The sequence below is a fragment of the Accumulibacter sp. genome (assembly GCF_016789985.1).
Classification (GTDB): Bacteria; Pseudomonadota; Gammaproteobacteria; order Burkholderiales; family Rhodocyclaceae; genus Accumulibacter.
The window spans coordinates 1-14,306 of record NZ_JAEUOL010000279.1; the positions used below are offsets into that span (position 1 = coordinate 1).

The 14,306-nt window shown below is 61.9% G+C and carries 17 protein-coding genes and 1 pseudogene; 7 read left to right on the forward strand and 11 right to left on the reverse strand.

From position 1 onward, the window contains the following. The 3 genes from JNK99_RS15985 to guaB form a co-directional block, all read right to left on the reverse strand. The coding region (locus JNK99_RS15985; protein WP_291854968.1) for an Arm DNA-binding domain-containing protein at window positions 1-159 on the reverse strand (159 nt) is incomplete at its 3' end. A 299-nt stretch (window positions 160-458) separates the two neighbouring features. After that, entirely contained in the window at window positions 459-2,024 is a 1,566-nt protein-coding gene (gene guaA, locus JNK99_RS15990) for a glutamine-hydrolyzing GMP synthase (protein ID WP_291854924.1), read from the reverse strand. Window positions 2,025-2,082: 58 nt separating this feature from the next. Next, window positions 2,083-3,540 (reverse strand): IMP dehydrogenase, encoded by a 1,458-nt coding sequence (gene guaB, locus JNK99_RS15995; RefSeq protein WP_291854927.1) that lies wholly within the window; start codon window positions 3,538-3,540, stop codon window positions 2,083-2,085. A 62-nt stretch (window positions 3,541-3,602) separates the two neighbouring features. On the opposite strand from guaB, the gene JNK99_RS16000 reads away from it, so the two are divergent. Then, the gene (locus JNK99_RS16000) at window positions 3,603-4,043 is read left to right on the forward strand and encodes a DUF4124 domain-containing protein (RefSeq protein WP_291854929.1); all 441 of its coding nucleotides are present in this window, start codon (window positions 3,603-3,605) and stop codon (window positions 4,041-4,043) included. 9 nt (window positions 4,044-4,052) lie between these two features. On the opposite strand, the gene JNK99_RS16005 is transcribed toward JNK99_RS16000, so the two are convergent. Together JNK99_RS16005 and JNK99_RS16010 are read right to left on the reverse strand one after the other, a co-directional pair. Beyond that, window positions 4,053-4,373 carry an RnfH family protein gene (locus JNK99_RS16005; protein WP_291854933.1) on the reverse strand — a complete coding sequence of 107 codons (321 nt, stop codon included), beginning with the start codon at window positions 4,371-4,373 and terminating at the stop codon, window positions 4,053-4,055. After that, window positions 4,366-4,809 carry a type II toxin-antitoxin system RatA family toxin gene (locus JNK99_RS16010; RefSeq protein WP_291854936.1) on the reverse strand — a complete coding sequence of 148 codons (444 nt, stop codon included), beginning with the start codon at window positions 4,807-4,809 and terminating at the stop codon, window positions 4,366-4,368. The genes JNK99_RS16005 and JNK99_RS16010 overlap by 8 nt, the downstream gene beginning before the upstream one ends. A gap of 78 nt (window positions 4,810-4,887) precedes the next feature. Here JNK99_RS16010 and smpB point away from each other — a divergent pair, with 78 nt between their 5' ends. Continuing rightward, the gene (gene smpB / locus JNK99_RS16015; RefSeq protein WP_291854939.1) at window positions 4,888-5,334 is read left to right on the forward strand and encodes an SsrA-binding protein SmpB; all 447 of its coding nucleotides are present in this window, start codon (window positions 4,888-4,890) and stop codon (window positions 5,332-5,334) included. Window positions 5,335-5,363: 29 nt separating this feature from the next. Here the strand turns inward: smpB and JNK99_RS16020 are convergent, their stop codons facing one another. Beyond that, complete coding sequence (locus JNK99_RS16020; protein WP_034916837.1) at window positions 5,364-6,116, reverse strand: FCD domain-containing protein; 753 nt, start codon at window positions 6,114-6,116, stop codon at window positions 5,364-5,366. A 222-nt stretch (window positions 6,117-6,338) separates the two neighbouring features. On the opposite strand from JNK99_RS16020, the gene JNK99_RS16025 reads away from it, so the two are divergent. The 3 genes from JNK99_RS16025 to JNK99_RS16035 are packed head-to-tail and all read left to right on the forward strand — an operon-like array spanning window position 6,339 to window position 9,225. Continuing rightward, complete coding sequence (locus JNK99_RS16025) at window positions 6,339-7,121, forward strand: (Fe-S)-binding protein (RefSeq protein ID WP_034916839.1); 783 nt, start codon at window positions 6,339-6,341, stop codon at window positions 7,119-7,121. Continuing rightward, a complete protein-coding gene (locus tag JNK99_RS16030; RefSeq protein WP_291854953.1) occupies window positions 7,118-7,789 on the forward strand; it encodes a lactate utilization protein in 672 nt (223 codons plus the stop codon). The genes JNK99_RS16025 and JNK99_RS16030 overlap by 4 nt, the downstream gene beginning before the upstream one ends. Beyond that, entirely contained in the window at window positions 7,786-9,225 is a 1,440-nt protein-coding gene (locus tag JNK99_RS16035; RefSeq protein WP_291854956.1) for a LutB/LldF family L-lactate oxidation iron-sulfur protein, read from the forward strand. Before JNK99_RS16030 ends, JNK99_RS16035 begins: the two co-directional genes overlap by 4 nt. Before the next feature lie 26 nt (window positions 9,226-9,251). Here JNK99_RS16035 and JNK99_RS16040 read toward each other — a convergent pair whose 3' ends face one another. From JNK99_RS16040 to JNK99_RS16060, 5 genes and pseudogenes are all read right to left on the reverse strand, one after another. Further along, complete coding sequence (locus JNK99_RS16040) at window positions 9,252-9,986, reverse strand: alpha/beta hydrolase (protein WP_291854971.1); 735 nt, start codon at window positions 9,984-9,986, stop codon at window positions 9,252-9,254. Between the two features lie 82 nt (window positions 9,987-10,068). Beyond that, window positions 10,069-11,157 carry an AAA family ATPase gene (locus tag JNK99_RS16045; protein ID WP_291854959.1) on the reverse strand — a complete coding sequence of 363 codons (1,089 nt, stop codon included), beginning with the start codon at window positions 11,155-11,157 and terminating at the stop codon, window positions 10,069-10,071. 77 nt (window positions 11,158-11,234) lie between these two features. Further along, window positions 11,235-12,425: a multidrug effflux MFS transporter gene (locus tag JNK99_RS16050; protein WP_291854962.1), complete on the reverse strand. Its 1,191-nt coding sequence runs from the start codon at window positions 12,423-12,425 to the stop codon at window positions 11,235-11,237. A gap of 61 nt (window positions 12,426-12,486) precedes the next feature. Then, window positions 12,487-12,759 (reverse strand): hypothetical protein, encoded by a 273-nt coding sequence (locus tag JNK99_RS16055; RefSeq protein WP_291854964.1) that lies wholly within the window; start codon window positions 12,757-12,759, stop codon window positions 12,487-12,489. A 95-nt stretch (window positions 12,760-12,854) separates the two neighbouring features. Then, a pseudogene (locus tag JNK99_RS16060) lies at window positions 12,855-13,382 on the reverse strand (ferritin-like domain-containing protein); the annotation flags it as partial. 39 nt (window positions 13,383-13,421) lie between these two features. Between JNK99_RS16060 and JNK99_RS16065 the strand changes: the two are divergent. Together JNK99_RS16065 and JNK99_RS17725 are read left to right on the forward strand one after the other, a co-directional pair. Then, the gene (locus JNK99_RS16065; protein ID WP_291854967.1) at window positions 13,422-13,787 is read left to right on the forward strand and encodes a recombinase family protein; all 366 of its coding nucleotides are present in this window, start codon (window positions 13,422-13,424) and stop codon (window positions 13,785-13,787) included. Window positions 13,788-13,835: 48 nt separating this feature from the next. Further along, window positions 13,836-14,234 carry a recombinase family protein gene (locus JNK99_RS17725; RefSeq protein ID WP_366518775.1) on the forward strand — a complete coding sequence of 133 codons (399 nt, stop codon included), beginning with the start codon at window positions 13,836-13,838 and terminating at the stop codon, window positions 14,232-14,234. Window positions 14,235-14,306: the final 72 nt, after the last annotated feature.

Genomic DNA, 14,306 nt, shown 5'->3' on the forward strand with positions numbered 1-14,306 from the left:
GCCGATTACCAATGTCTCCTGGCGGTTGTTGATCCGGTAGTTGTAACGGAATGAAACCGTTCCGGTGGTCAGGACAGTGACGTAGAGCCCGTCGCGGTCAGCAACCTTGTACGCCTTGGGGGCAGGCTTGAGACTCCGTAGTTTCGTGTCGGTCAGCATTTCCTTCACCCAGACTTGATACCATCACTGCAAAATCCTATTTTGATGAGATTTTGCATCTACGAATCAATGAGTTGCAAAATATAATACCATCATTGCACCTCAATAAAGGCGATGGTATTTCATAAGATCGATGGTACAGTGGAAATCAGATACCATCAAGTATGCCATCAATAGGACTTGCTCGAAGCTGCCGGGTGCTGCCAGTCGTTGCCAGAATCCGGTCTATAAAACAAGCCAAATCATGATGTTAAGACGATGGCCTAGCCAGTCATTGCCTGAGGTTGCCGAACCTGCGGCTATTCCCACTCGATCGTCGCCGGAGGCTTGCCAGAGATATCGTAGACCACCCGGTTGATCCCCCGCACTTCGTTGATGATCCGGTTGGAGACTTTGCCGAGCAGGCTGTGCGGCAGTTCGGTCCAGTGCGCGGTCATGAAGTCCTGGGTTTCCACGGCGCGCAGCGCGACGACGTATTCGTAGGTCCTGCCGTCACCCATGACACCGACCGAGCGGACCGGCAGGAAGACGGCGAAGGCCTGGCTGATCTTGGCGTACCAGCCGGCGGCGTGCAGCTCGTCGATGAAGATGGCGTCGGCCCGGCGCAGCAGGTCGGCGAACTCGGGTCGCACTTCGCCGAGAATGCGCACACCCAGGCCGGGTCCCGGGAAGGGATGGCGGTAGACCATGTCATGCGGCAGGCCAAGCGCGATGCCAAGTTCGCGCACCTCATCCTTGAACAGCTCGCGCAGCGGTTCGAGCAACTTGAGGTTGAGTTTCTCGGGCAGACCGCCAACGTTGTGGTGACTCTTGATCGTGTGTGCCTTCTTGGTCTTGGCGTCGGCGGATTCGATCACATCCGGGTAGATCGTGCCTTGCGCCAGCCATCTGGCCTTGCTGAGGCGGGCTGCCTCTCCCTGGAAAACCTCGACAAACTCGCGGCCGATAATCTTGCGCTTCTCTTCCGGGTCGCAGACTCCCTGCAGGTGGCTCATGAACTGTGCTGCCGCGTCGACATGCACGACGCGCACACCGAGATTGCGGGCGAAGGTCTGCATGACCTGTGCCGCTTCGTTGAGCCGCAGCAGACCGTTGTCGACGAAAACGCAGGTCAGCCGGTCGCCGATGGCGCGGTGAATCAGCGCGGCGGCGACCGACGAATCGACGCCGCCCGAGAGGCCGAGGATGACCTCGTCGGTGCCCACCTGCGAACGAATCCTGTCCACGGCCTCGGCGACGTAGTCCGGCATGTTCCAGTCGTGGCCGCAGCCGCAGATCTCGCGCACGAAGCGCCCGATGATCTCCTTTCCCTTGAGGGTGTGCGTGACTTCCGGATGAAATTGCACGGCGTAGAACCGGCGTGCCTCGTCGGCCATCGCCGCGATCGGTGTCGACTCGTTGCTGCCGATCACGCTGAAGCCGGGTGGCAATGTGGTGACCTTGTCACCATGGCTCATCCACACGTCGAGCAGTCCATGGCCCTGTGCATTGCGCCGATCCTCGATCCCCTCGAGCAAGGTGGAGTGGCCATGAGCGCGCATTTCGGCATAGCCGAATTCACGCCGTGGCGCGCTTTCAACGCAGCCGCCCAACTGCGTGGCCATGGTCTGCATGCCGTAGCAGATGCCGAGTACGGGCACGCCGAGCTGGAAGACCACTTCCGGCGCCTTGAAGTCTTCCACTGCATAGACCGAATTCGGGCCACCGGAGAGAATGATTCCCTGCGGTGCAAAGTCGCGAATGAACGGCTCGGCAACATCGTAGGGATGAAGCTCGCAGTAGACCTGCTGCTCGCGTACCCGGCGAGCAATCAGTTGTGCGACCTGCGAGCCGAAGTCGAGGATCAGGATTTTCTGGTGGGACATGCTGGTGCCTCAAATGACAAGGGCGGCTCGCCGCCGCCCGCTGGTCGTCGATCGCTGTTCAATCGACGTGGTAATTCGGAGCTTCCTTGGTGATCTGGACATCGTGTACGTGCGATTCGCGGACGCCCGCCGAGGTGATCTCGACGAATCTCGCCTTTTCATGCATTTCGGCGATCGTGCGGCAGCCCAGGTAGCCCATCGAGGAGCGCAGTCCGCCCATCAACTGATGGATGACGGCCAGCACCGAACCCTTGTACGGGACGCGGCCTTCGATACCTTCCGGCACCAGCTTGTCGAGGTTGGCCGTGTCCTGGAAATAACGGTCTGCCGCACCGGCGGCCATGGCACCGATCGAGCCCATGCCGCGGTAGGATTTGTACGAACGACCCTGGAAAAGTTCGACCTCGCCGGGTGCCTCCTCGGTACCGGCGAAAAGTCCGCCGAGCATGACCGCGTCGCCACCCGCGGCGATCGCTTTCGAGATGTCGCCGGAATAGCGTATGCCGCCGTCGGCGATCATCGGCACGTCGCTGCCGTCGAGGACTTCATGCACCATCTGGATGGCGGTGATCTGAGGTACGCCGACCCCCGCCACGATGCGTGTCGTGCAGATCGACCCGGGACCGATTCCTACCTGGACGCCGTCCGCTCCATGGTCGAGCATGGCGCGCGCAGCATCGGCGGTGGCGATGTTGCCGCCGATCACCTCGACCGCCGGAAAAGTCCTCTTGACCCAGAGGACGCGGTCGAGCACGCCTTGTGAATGCCCGTGCGCGGTGTCCACGACCAGCACGTCCACTCCGGCTTCGGCCAGCAGTTCGGCACGTTCCTCGGTGCCCGGGCCGACCCCGAGGGCGGCTCCGACACGCAGGCGGCCAGCCGCATCCTTGCTGGCGTGCGGGTGTTCGGTGGTCTTGATGATGTCCTTGACGGTGATCAGGCCGCGCAGTTCGAAGGCGTCGTTGACGACCAGGACGCGCTCGAGGCGGTGTTTGTGGATCAGCGCCTTGCCTTCTTCGACGGTCGCTCCCTCATGCACCGTCACCAGGCGATCACGCGGTGTCATGATATTGCGCACCGGTTGGTCGAGTCGCGTCTCGAAGCGCAGGTCGCGGTTGGTCACGATGCCGACCACGACCTGACCGTCGACCACCGGCACGCCGGAGATCTTGTGCAGGCGGGTCAGGGCCAGGACGTCACGCACCGACATGCTCGGCGGGACGGTGATCGGATCCTTGAGGATGCCCGATTCGAAACGCTTCACCTTGGCGACTTCGGATGCCTGTGCCTTGGGGTTGAGGTTCTTGTGTACGATCCCGATACCGCCTTCCTGCGCCAGGGCGATCGCCAGGCGACTCTCGGTAACCGTGTCCATCGCGGCGGAGACCAGCGGCAGGTTGAGGCTGATGTTGCGGGTCAGGCGCGTCCTGAGCGTGACATCGCGCGGCATGATCGATGAGTGAGCGGGAAGCAGGAGGACGTCGTCGAACGTCAGCGCCCTTTGGATTACACGCATGGCCTTTGATCCGGGGTCACAAAAACGTATTATACAGCGTGCTCTCCTGAGGCTGAATCCGCATGAAACGCTTTATCCTCGCGGCCGCCACCTTGTCTGCCGTCATCGCGGCACAGGCACAGATTTACCAGTGGCAGGACGAAAACAACAAGACGGTGATCTCCGACCGGCCGCCGCCGGGCACGGTGCGACCGCAGCGCAAGATCGAGGCGGCCGCGCCGCCGGCCACAGCGTCCGGCAAGACGCTGGCCGATCGTGAGATGGAGTTTCGCAAGCGGCAGAAGGAGTCGCGCGAAGCCGCCGAGAAAGCTGACCAGGAAGCGCGCGAGAGCACGAAGAGACGGCAGAACTGCGACTCTGCGCGCAACACGCTGCGGGCTCTGGAGAATGGAGAAAGGGTCGTGCTGCGTGACAGCAAGGGGGAAGCCTTCTATCCGGACGACAAGCAGCGGGCGGAACAGATCGCGCGCAGGCGCGAGGAGATAAAGAACGATTGCCGCTGAGCGCGCCGCCTACTCGGCCTCATTGTCGCCGGCGCCTTTTTTCATCACCTTGCCGGCGGCAGCCCGCTGCTTGCGCACTTCCTTCGGGTCGGCGATCAGCGGCCGGTAGATTTCCACCCGGTCGTGATCGCGCAGCAGGGCGTCCGGCTTGGTGAGTTTGGCGAAAACACCGATCCTGTTCTTGCTCAGGTCGATCTCGGGATGCTTCAGCAGCAGCCCGGAAGCGTCGATTGCCTGCCGCACCGTGCTGCCCGGGGGCAGCTTCAGGCTGATCAGTTGCTGCTTGGTCGGTAGCGCGTAGATCACCTCTATGGTCAGCGGTTCAGGCATTGGCTGCTCCATGCACTTCGTTGGCGCGTTTTACGAAGGCCTCGACAAAGGTGTTGGCAATCTGGCTGAAGACGGGGCCGATCGCCTTTTCGAACATCCGGCTGGAGAACTCGTAGGAGAGCTGGAATTCGATCTTGCAGGCATCGGCGCTGAGTGGTTTGAAGCGCCACAAGCCGTCAAGCCGGCGAAACGGGCCATCGACCAGGGTGATTTTCATCCACAGCGGCGACTCCTTGTCGTTGGCTGTGGTGAAGTGCGATTTGACGCTGCGATAGTTGATGTGCAGGGTGGCGACGGTTTTCCGCTCGTCGCGATATTCGCAGTGGGTGTGGCTGCACCACGGCAGGAATTGCGGATAGTCCTCGACGCGGTCGACCAGATCGAACATCTGCTGCGATGAACGTTCGATCAGCACCGATTTCTTGACCATGGCCATCGTCTGCCATATCCCGTGAATCCTGTAGAATCGTGGATTTTAGCACTCCCGAACCCCGATTACCCGAGAAATGGTTCCATGAGCATTGTCGCCAACAAGAAGGCTTTTCATGATTACTTCATAGAAGAGAAGCTCGAAGCCGGGATCGCTCTCGAAGGCTGGGAGGTGAAGGCCATCCGTGCCGGCCGGGCGAGCATCAAGGAGTCGTATGTCGTGGTCCGCGACGGCGAGGTCTTTCTCTTCGGCATGCACATCACGCCACTCGTCGAGGCGTCGTCGCATGTCAAGCCGGACGCACTGCGCACCCGCAAGTTGCTGCTGCAGAGCAGGCAGATCGGCAAGCTGATCGGTCAGGTTGAACGCGCCGGCTACACTTTGTTGCCGCTCGATCTGCATTTCCAGCGCGGCCGCATCAAGGTGGAGATCGGCCTCGCCAAGGGCAAGAAGCAATACGACAAGCGCGAGGCGGAGAAGGAGCGCGACTGGGTGCGCGAGAAGGCGCGCCTGATGCGGGTCAAGGTTTAATGCGGCCTGGCGAGGGCCTTGGCGGTTGATCAGCTCAGGTGGCGCAGGGACCGCTGCTGCCTTTTCTCGGATCGGCTGGCTTCGCTGATCCGCTGCCGGACATAGTTGATGTGTGTTTGCGCAGCGAGCCGCGCGGCGTCGGCCTGGCGGTTGACTATTGCGTCGCGGATCGCCTGGTGCTGGCGCATCAGTTGCTGGCCACTTTCCGGGCTGACCGACAGGTCGCGCAGGCTGCGCCGTACATGTTCGTGCAACAGGCGCAGGAGGCTGGACATCAGATGACCGAAGAGGGCGTTGTGCGCCGATTCGGCGATGGTCAGATGGAAAGCCACCTCGGCGGCGACCTGGATACTGCGATCCTCACCCTGGTAGGCCAGGTCCAGCCGCGTATAAGCCTGCTCGAGACGTTGCAGGTCGGCCTCTGTCGCCCGCTGTGCGGCGAGTTCGGCGGCTGACGCTTCGAGCAGATGGCGGAATTCCAGCATGTCGTCCTGAAGAAACGGGTGTTGATCGATCAACTGTTGCCACGGATCACTGAAGCTTGTGGCAAGCCGGTCAGTGACGTAGGTACCGCCGCCGTGGCGACTGACCAGCAGTTGGCGCGACACGAGCTGCTTGATCGCTTCGCGCAGTGACGGGCGCGAAACGCCAAGTTCAAGCGCCAGTTCGCGTTCCGCGGGCAGTCGGTCGCCGGGTTTCAATGAGCCCTCGATGATCCGCGTCTCAAGCTGATGTGCGATGGCGTCCGGGATGCGTGGCAGATTCAGCTTGCTGTAGGTCATGCTTTTTTTCGAGGGGCGCAGGAGGTGGTGGATTATTGCAGGAAAGCGGTGGTCTTACCAGTTGGCTGTTGCGGGCAGCCGGACTCGCCGGAGTGGTTGGCGCAGCCGTAGGGCTTGGCAAGATCGAAGGTGGAGCCGATTGACAAAGTTTTCGGACGGCCGTATCGTAGTCAAAAGTGGTCTTACCACTTTTTTCTTTGACCGAGACATCAGGAGTGTGCCATGGACGACACAGGCGGCCGCCGATACCCAGCCAAGCCGGCCCGGGTTTATCTTTTTGGGACCTGTCTGATCGATCTGTTCTGTCCGGAGGCCGGTATGGACGCCGTCCGTCTGCTCGAGCGCGAAGGGATCGAGGTTGATTTTCCACCCGACCAGACCTGTTGTGGGCAGCCGGCGCACAGCAGTGGCTTTCCCGATCAGACGCGGGCCGTGGCGCTCGCGCAACTGCGCCTTTTCCCGGAACCATGGCCGGTGGTCGTTCCCTCCGGGTCCTGCGCCGGAATGATGCGTCATCATTACCCGAAAGTATTCGCCGATGACCCGGCGTTGCTGGCTGAAGCGCAGGCGCTTGCCGAACGAGTTTTCGAACTCTCCGAGTTTCTCCTCGAGGTTGCCCGTGTCCGCTTCTCCGACCAGGGGCCACCCGCCCGCGTCGCCTTGCATACGTCGTGCGCGGCGCGGCGCGAAATGGGCACGCAGGTGCATGCCCGGGCACTGCTCGACCAGTTGCCGGCGGTTGAGGTGGCGATGCACGGGCACGAATCCGAATGCTGCGGCTTTGGCGGAACCTTCTCGCTCAAGCACCCGGCGATCTCTTCGGCAATGGCCGGAGACAAGGTGGAAGCGCTCAAGGAAACCGGTGCCGAGACCTTCCTGTCGGCCGACTGCGGTTGCATGCTCAACCTGAACCATACGCTGCAGAAGCGGGGCGAATCGTTGCAGGGTCAGCATCTGGCTTCTTTCCTCTGGCAGCGCACGGGCGGCCAAGGAGGGCGGCGATGAGCGATCGTGACGACATCCTGCAACGCCTGCGTGCAGCACCCCGGGGCAAGGCGCCGCTGCTGCCCGATGTGTCCGCCTTCCATGCTGCCCTGGCAGCAGGCATGCCGGCCAGCACGCCTGCCGCGCGCCGCACACTGTTCTGCGAGAAGATGGCCTTCTGGCATGGCGAAGTCGTCCGCGTGACGCATGATAGCTGGCCGGAGAAGCTGCGCGAGCTTTGCCTGGCGAAGGGCGTGCGCTCGCTGCTCTGCGGCGAGCGACATGCGGTGGCGCTGCGTGGTGCCGGCATCGAAGGCCTGAAGACTTACGACCGGCCGCTCGAAGAGTGGAAGGCGGAGCTTTTCCAGAACATCGAAGCAGGCCTGACCTCGACACGCGGCGGCATTGCCGAGACCGGTACGCTGATCATCTGGCCGGACGCCAGCGAGCCGCGCCTGCTGTCGCTGGTGCCGCCGATCCATTTCGCGCTGCTCGATGCCAGGCAGATCTACGATAACCTGTTCACGGCGATGAGCGAGCAGGGGTGGAGCGCCGGCATGCCGACCAATGCGCTACTCGTTTCGGGACCGTCGAAGACGGCCGACATCCAGGTCACCCTGGCCTATGGCGCGCATGGCCCGAAGGAGTTGATCGTCCTGCTGCTGGTCGACGAAGAGGAGCTGGCATGAATACACAGGCACTCAGGTTCGTTCCGGCCAGCGAGTTCAAGGAGCGCGCGGCGGCGGCCGTGGCCGACGAGCACCTGCGCCACAGTTTTCGCGGCGCGATGGATTTCCTGATCGGTAAACGGGCGGCGCAATTTCCCGATCCGGTGGCGCTCGAACAGCAGCGGGCGCTGGCCGAACACATCCGAAAGTACAGCCTGGCCCGGCTGCCGGACTTGCTCGAGCAGCTCGAACGCAAGCTGACCGAGAATGGCATCCAGGTGCATTGGGCGGCAGACCCGGAGCAGGCCAACCGCATCATCATCGACATCGCCCGTCGCCACTCGACCCGCTTGATGGTCAAGGGCAAGTCGATGGTCAGCGAAGAGATCGAGCTCAATCATGCGATGGCGGATGCCGGCATGGAGGCGCTGGAGAGCGATATGGGCGAGTACATCGTCCAGCTCGACGGCGAGAAGCCCTCGCACATCATCATGCCGGCAATCCACAAGACCAAACAGGAGATTGCCCGCCTGTTCGCCGAGAGGGTTCCGGGCGCCGGTTACACCGAGTCGGTCGATGAGCTGATCGGCATCGGCCGTGCCGTGTTGCGCGAGAAGTTCATGAGCGCCGACATCGGTCTCTCGGGTGTCAATTTCGCCGTCGCGGAGACCGGCACACTGTGCCTGGTCGAGAACGAGGGCAATGGCCGCATGTGCACCACGGTGCCGGATGTGCACATCGCGATCACCGGGATCGAGAAGGTGGTCGAGAAGCTCGAGCACGTGCCCCCACTCTTCGGTTTGCTGACGCGCTCGGCCACCGGTCAGGCGATCACCACCTATTTCAACATGATCAGCGGTCCGCGCAGGCCGGGCGAAAAGGACGGGCCGCGTGAAATGCATCTGGTTCTGGTCGACAACGGCCGCACCCAGGCGTACAGCGACGAGCAGTTGCGGTCGACCCTGCAGTGCATCCGCTGCGGTGCCTGCATGAACCATTGCCCGGTGTATACCCGCATCGGCGGCCATGCCTATGGTACGACCTACCCGGGTCCGATCGGCGAGATCATCTCGCCGCACATGCTGGGGCTGGCCGCGACGCATGTTCTGCCGACCGCGTCCAGCCTGTGTGGTGCCTGCGGCGAGGTTTGTCCGGTCCGCATTCCGATTCCCGATCTGCTGATCCGGTTGCGTGGTGAGGCGCAGCACGACGAACGGCCGGGACATTTCCCCATGCTTGGCCAGGGCGCGGCGAAGAGCAGGGTGATCGATGCCATCTGGGCGGGCTGGGCGGCACTGTATACCCGTCCGGCGCTCTACCGCGCGTTCGGCTGGCTGGCGACGCGCTTCCGGGCGTTGACACCACCCATGCAGTCGGGCTGGACGGTCAGCCGTACCCCGCTGAAGCCGGCGGGGCAGACACTGCACGAGCGGATGGCGGCGCGCAAGCGGCCCTGACCGGCTGCCCCAGCCTGTACGTTTGATCAGTCAGCCGGTCCGCCGAGCAGGAAGTCGATCGCCTGCCGCCACCAGGTGTCGTCGATCCGGTCGAACCAGTCGTTGTGGTCGGCACCGGCGATCACCGAGAGGCGCTTGGGGGCCGGGAGTTCATCGTAGAGGGCGCGTCCGAAGTGGGCGGGAACGATGCGATCTTCGCTGGCGATGGCCACCAGCACGGGCTTGCCCAGGGTGGCCAGGTGGCGGGTGCTGTCGTAGCGGTCGCGCAGCAGCCATTTCACGGGTAGCAAGGGGTAGTGGTGGCTGGCAACGTTGGCTAGCCGGTCCCAGGGAGTGAGCAACAGCAGGCCGGCGATTGCCTCGCGTTGACCCACCGAGGCGGCTGCTGCCACCCCGGCGCCGAGCGATTCGCCAATGATCAGCAGTGGCCCGCCGTAACGGGAATGCGCCAGGGCGATCGTCCGTTCGGCATCGGTCACCAGGCTCGATTCGCCGAGTTCGCCTGTGCGCGGCCCGTAAGCCGGATACTCGGCTAGGATGACGCGCAGGCCGAGCGGGGCAAGCGCGTCGACGTAGAACTGGCGGTGTCCCGCGTGGCCCGCATTGCCGTGAAAAACGATGGCCGTGGCGCGTGCCGGCAGCGGTGGTTCGGCCAGCAGGCCACGCAACTCCTGTCCGCTTGGCCACGGTGAAAGGCCGCCCGCGGTCATTTCGCCAACACTGGCGCGCTGCGGGAAGTAGAGCAGATGATTCTGAAACATGGCGATTCCGGTGCAGGCGAGCAGATAAGCGAGGACGCAAAGGGCGAGGATTCTCAGGGTCGGGGTGGCGAGGGTCGCCTCCCTACGGCGGGCAGTCGCCGTGTCCATTGCATGCCGGCTTGCGCTTGAAGAAACGTGCGTCTTCGAAGAGGGAGTCGATTTCAACCTTGCAGATCTCGGGATTGTCCGGGATCAGGTAGAGAATCGGCGTGATCAGTTCCTCGAAGATGCCACGCAGGCTGCGGGCGCCCGTCTTGTACTCCATGGCGATCTCGGCAATCTGTTCGAAAACGCGTCGGCCAATGTTGAGTTCCACCCCTTCACCGCGGAAGATCTCGATGTATTGGTGATAGATCGAGTTCTTCGCCACGCTCATGATGCTGACCAGCATGGGTTTGCTCAGGTCGTGCAGCTTGGCGATCACCGGTAGGCGCCCCGTGAATTCGGGAATCAGCCCGAACTCGAAGAGATCGGTGGGCTTCACCCGCTTGTTGAGGCGGTCGAGTATGTTCTGGTTGTCGTCGGCGGACGTCGCGATGAAGCCGAAACCATGGGTTTTTGCCATGATGTTCTCGAGGCCGACGAAGGCGCCGCCGCAGATGAACAGGATGTTGCCGGTATCGATGTACTGGTTGCCCGTGAGCTTGACCGGCGAACCTTCCATGATCTTGAGCAGCGCGTGCTGCACGCTCTCGCCCGAACTGGTCCCCGACTGGGCGTTCGTTGCCTTCAGTTTGTCGATCTCGTCAATGAAGATGATCCCGTGCTGGGCATTTGCGACGTCGCCGTCGGCCTTGTCCAGCAAGCGCTGGAGGGCGGCCTCGATCTCTTCGTTGACGTATTTGGTCTGTGCCAGCGAGGTTGCATCGGCCGTCACGAACGGGACGTTCAACATTCTCGACAAGGTGTCGCAGAGCAGGGTCTTGCCGGTTCCCGACGGTCCGACCAACAGCACGTTGCTCTTGCCGATCAACCCTTGCTCGTTCCGCAAGGTGGCGATCTTGCGGTAATGCGAGTAGACCGCCACGGCCAGGACCTTCTTGGCTTCATCCTGGCCAATGACATACTGATCGAGATAGCGCACGATGGCGCTGGGCGTGGTTTCTCTGGCGAGCAAGGCGTACCCCGCGATCGGCAAGTGGTTGGGGGAAGGTTTGCGGATCGCTCGCACTGCCGCTTTGCTGCGACTGCTTGATCCGAGCTCCTATGTTAAGCCGAAACCGCCTGTCGCGCAGGGTGGTAGCGTTCTTATCGGCGGCGGCGTCCGATCAGGATCAGGTGGGCCAGGGGGGCGAGCCCCGTGCAGGTCGCCACCGCTATCGCAAGGGCCGAGCCACCGCCGGAAAGCGCGTGCCCGACGACAATTCCGACCAGAGCAGCGATCGCCATCTGGACGAAACCCATGAGGGCCGATGCCGATCCGGCCATCGCCGGGTAGGGAGCCAGCGCCCGGGCAATGGCGTTCGGCATCACCAGCCCGGTGGCCACGGTACAGAAGAACATCGGTCCGAGGATGGCGGCGAGGTGGTGAACTCCCGACAGTTCCAGCGTCAGCATGGCCAGTCCGGCGATGGCCCCCAGCCACGCACCGTGGGTCAGCAGATGGTCACTGCCCAGACGCCTCACCAGGCGGCCGGAGGCCAGTGAGCCGAGCAGGTAGCCGGCAACGACGATGCCGAAACACATTCCATAGACCTGTGGTGTCAGCGCGTAACGGTCGGCCAGCACGAAGGACGATGCGGAGATGAACGCGAACAGCGCACTGTAGGAGAAAGAGAAGGTGAGCAGATAGCCCAGATAGTGGCGGTCGGTCAGCAAACGGGCAAAATTGACCCCCATCTGGTGCGGATGGGTCGCCCCCGGATTACACAGCAGATTGCTTTCGCCCAGGGTGCGCGCCACGACGACGAGTTGTCCCGCTCCGAGCAGCAGCAGGAGCACGAAATTGGACTGCCAGCCGAAAAGAACGGTGAGGAAGCCACCGAGGGTTGGCCCGAACAGCGGCGCAATCGCCATCGCGCCTCCCATGTAAGCGATGATGCGGGCAGATTCGCTGGCGCCCCAAAGGTCGCGAACGATCGCGCGCCCGATGACCGGACCGGCGCAGGCGCCGAGCGCCTGCACGAAGCGCGCGGCAATCAGCAGTTCGATGCTGGGGGCAAGGACGCAGCCCAGTGAGCCGATGCAGTAGAGCACCAAGCCGCCGAGCAGGGCAGGTCGCCTCCCGAAGCGATCAGACAGCGGACCATAGACGATCTGCCCGCAGGCAAAGCCGGCGAGAAATACCGACAAGGTCAGTTGTACGCCGGCTGCGTCGCTGGCAAATACCCTGGCAAGGGTTGGCAGTGCCGGCAGGTAGAGGTCGGTGGACAGCGGACCGAGGGCGACCAGGGTCGTCAGCAGTGCCGCCAGACTTCCGGAAGGGCGGGGCGCGCTCAACGCGTCGAGCGCAGCATGCGGCTGGTCGCCTTCATCGGCTCACCGGCAGTCCCGGACTGCGCTAGGGGTGTTTGAAGTCGAGAAACATCTTGAAGCAGCGCGCGAAGGCAAGCGGTGTTTCGCAATGCTCGGCCCAGAGGTCGTTGGTCACCGAGAAGGAAACATTGCCGTCGGCTTCCCGATCCTTCACCCAGACCAGGCGGCGATCGCTGTATACGCCGGTTGGCAGGTGGCTGCCGATGAATTTCCACACCCCGTCCAGATTGTCGAAATTGGCCAGATCCCCGGCACCATCGGCGCCTTCCTCTTCTTCCATGAAAACCTGGTAGCGCATGACGAACCTCAGCGAAGAAATGATCCGGCACACGAGCGCCGGGCAGAGGGTCGATTATTGGTCAACACGGCGGAATAGTCCATCCGGCCGGCCGCTCAGCCAGTCTGCAGGGCAGCCAGTTCCTGTTCGTCGAAGCCGGCTGCCCGCCGCGCTTCGATATTGAACGGGCCACGCAGGCGCGGGGCGCAATGGCGTCGGGCAAGTTCGGCATGGGCCGCCACGGGGTCCAGTCCGCGTTGTGCGCAGAGCCAGGGGTACCAGCGGTTGCCAATCGCGACATGACCGATTTCGTCGCGCAGGATGACCTCGAGCAAGGCCGCGCCCGGCAGGTCGCCGACGCGCCACAACTTGTCGCGAATCAGTGGTGCCGCGTCAAGACCGCGTGCTTCGAGTGTCCGTGGCACGAGCGCAAGGCGTGCCAGGAGGTCTTGACTCGTTTTCTCGGCCATTTCCCACAGGCCGTTGTGGGCAGGAAAGTCGCCATAGGCGAAGCCCAGGGTCTGCAGGTGTCGGCACAGCAGACGGAAATGGTGGGTCTCTTCCCGGGCGACACCCAGCCAGTCACGGTAGAAGTCGCCGGGCAGGTCGTTGAAACGCCAGACGATATCGAGTGCCAGATTGATAGTTTATAATGAATGTAACTTACAGGCTAAGTCCATGAAATGACAAAAGCTTTTAGCTACATTCGGTTCTCCAGCCCACAGCAGGAGATGGGGGACTCGGTTCGGCGTCAAGAAAAAAAGGCTGTTGAGTATGCTGCGCAGCACAACTTGACTCTCGATACACGTAGCTATAGAGACCTTGGTATTTCCGCCTGGGATAAAACAAATGTCACCAAGGGAAGCTTCGGAAAGTTTCTCCTTGCTGTTGAAAAAGGGAAAATTCCGAAGGGCTCTTGTCTTCTCGTCGAAAGCCTTGATCGGATATCTCGTGCTGACGTAGGTGATGCACTTGAGCTACTTCTATCTATCGTTAGAAAAGGAATTATTGTCGTTACCCTGGACGACAGGCAGGAGTATTCCAAGTAGCGAATTAAGCAAGATCACGGTATTTCTCTGATTATTTCGATTGCTCGTATGAGTCGAGCCAACGAGGAAAGTGCCAGAAAATCAGATCGGGTTCACGAGGCATGGGAAGGGCGACGTGCAGCTGGCGTGATACTGACTGGAGTGGGGCCTGCTTGGCTAAAACTATCAGAAGACCGCAAACGCTGGATCATCCTCGAAGATAAAGCGGAGGTTGTGCGAGAAATTTTCCGATTGGCATTAGCGGGTAATGGCTCCCCGTCTATTGCGAGAATGCTCAATAGTCGAGGGGTTCCGACAATGTTGCGCGCGGCACATTGGACTTTCGCCACCGTTGCTGCATTGCTTAAAAATCAGTCCGTATTTGGTCTTTACACTCCAAAGATAGCCCTAAGCCGGCGAAGCCGGAACCAAACAGGTCAAGGTTTTTGTCATAGCCAAAGTGAGTAAGCGGAGGCGGCCATGACACAGATGCTGACGGATCGATATCACGATCGGCTTGTTGGAATGCTCTCCTGCTAC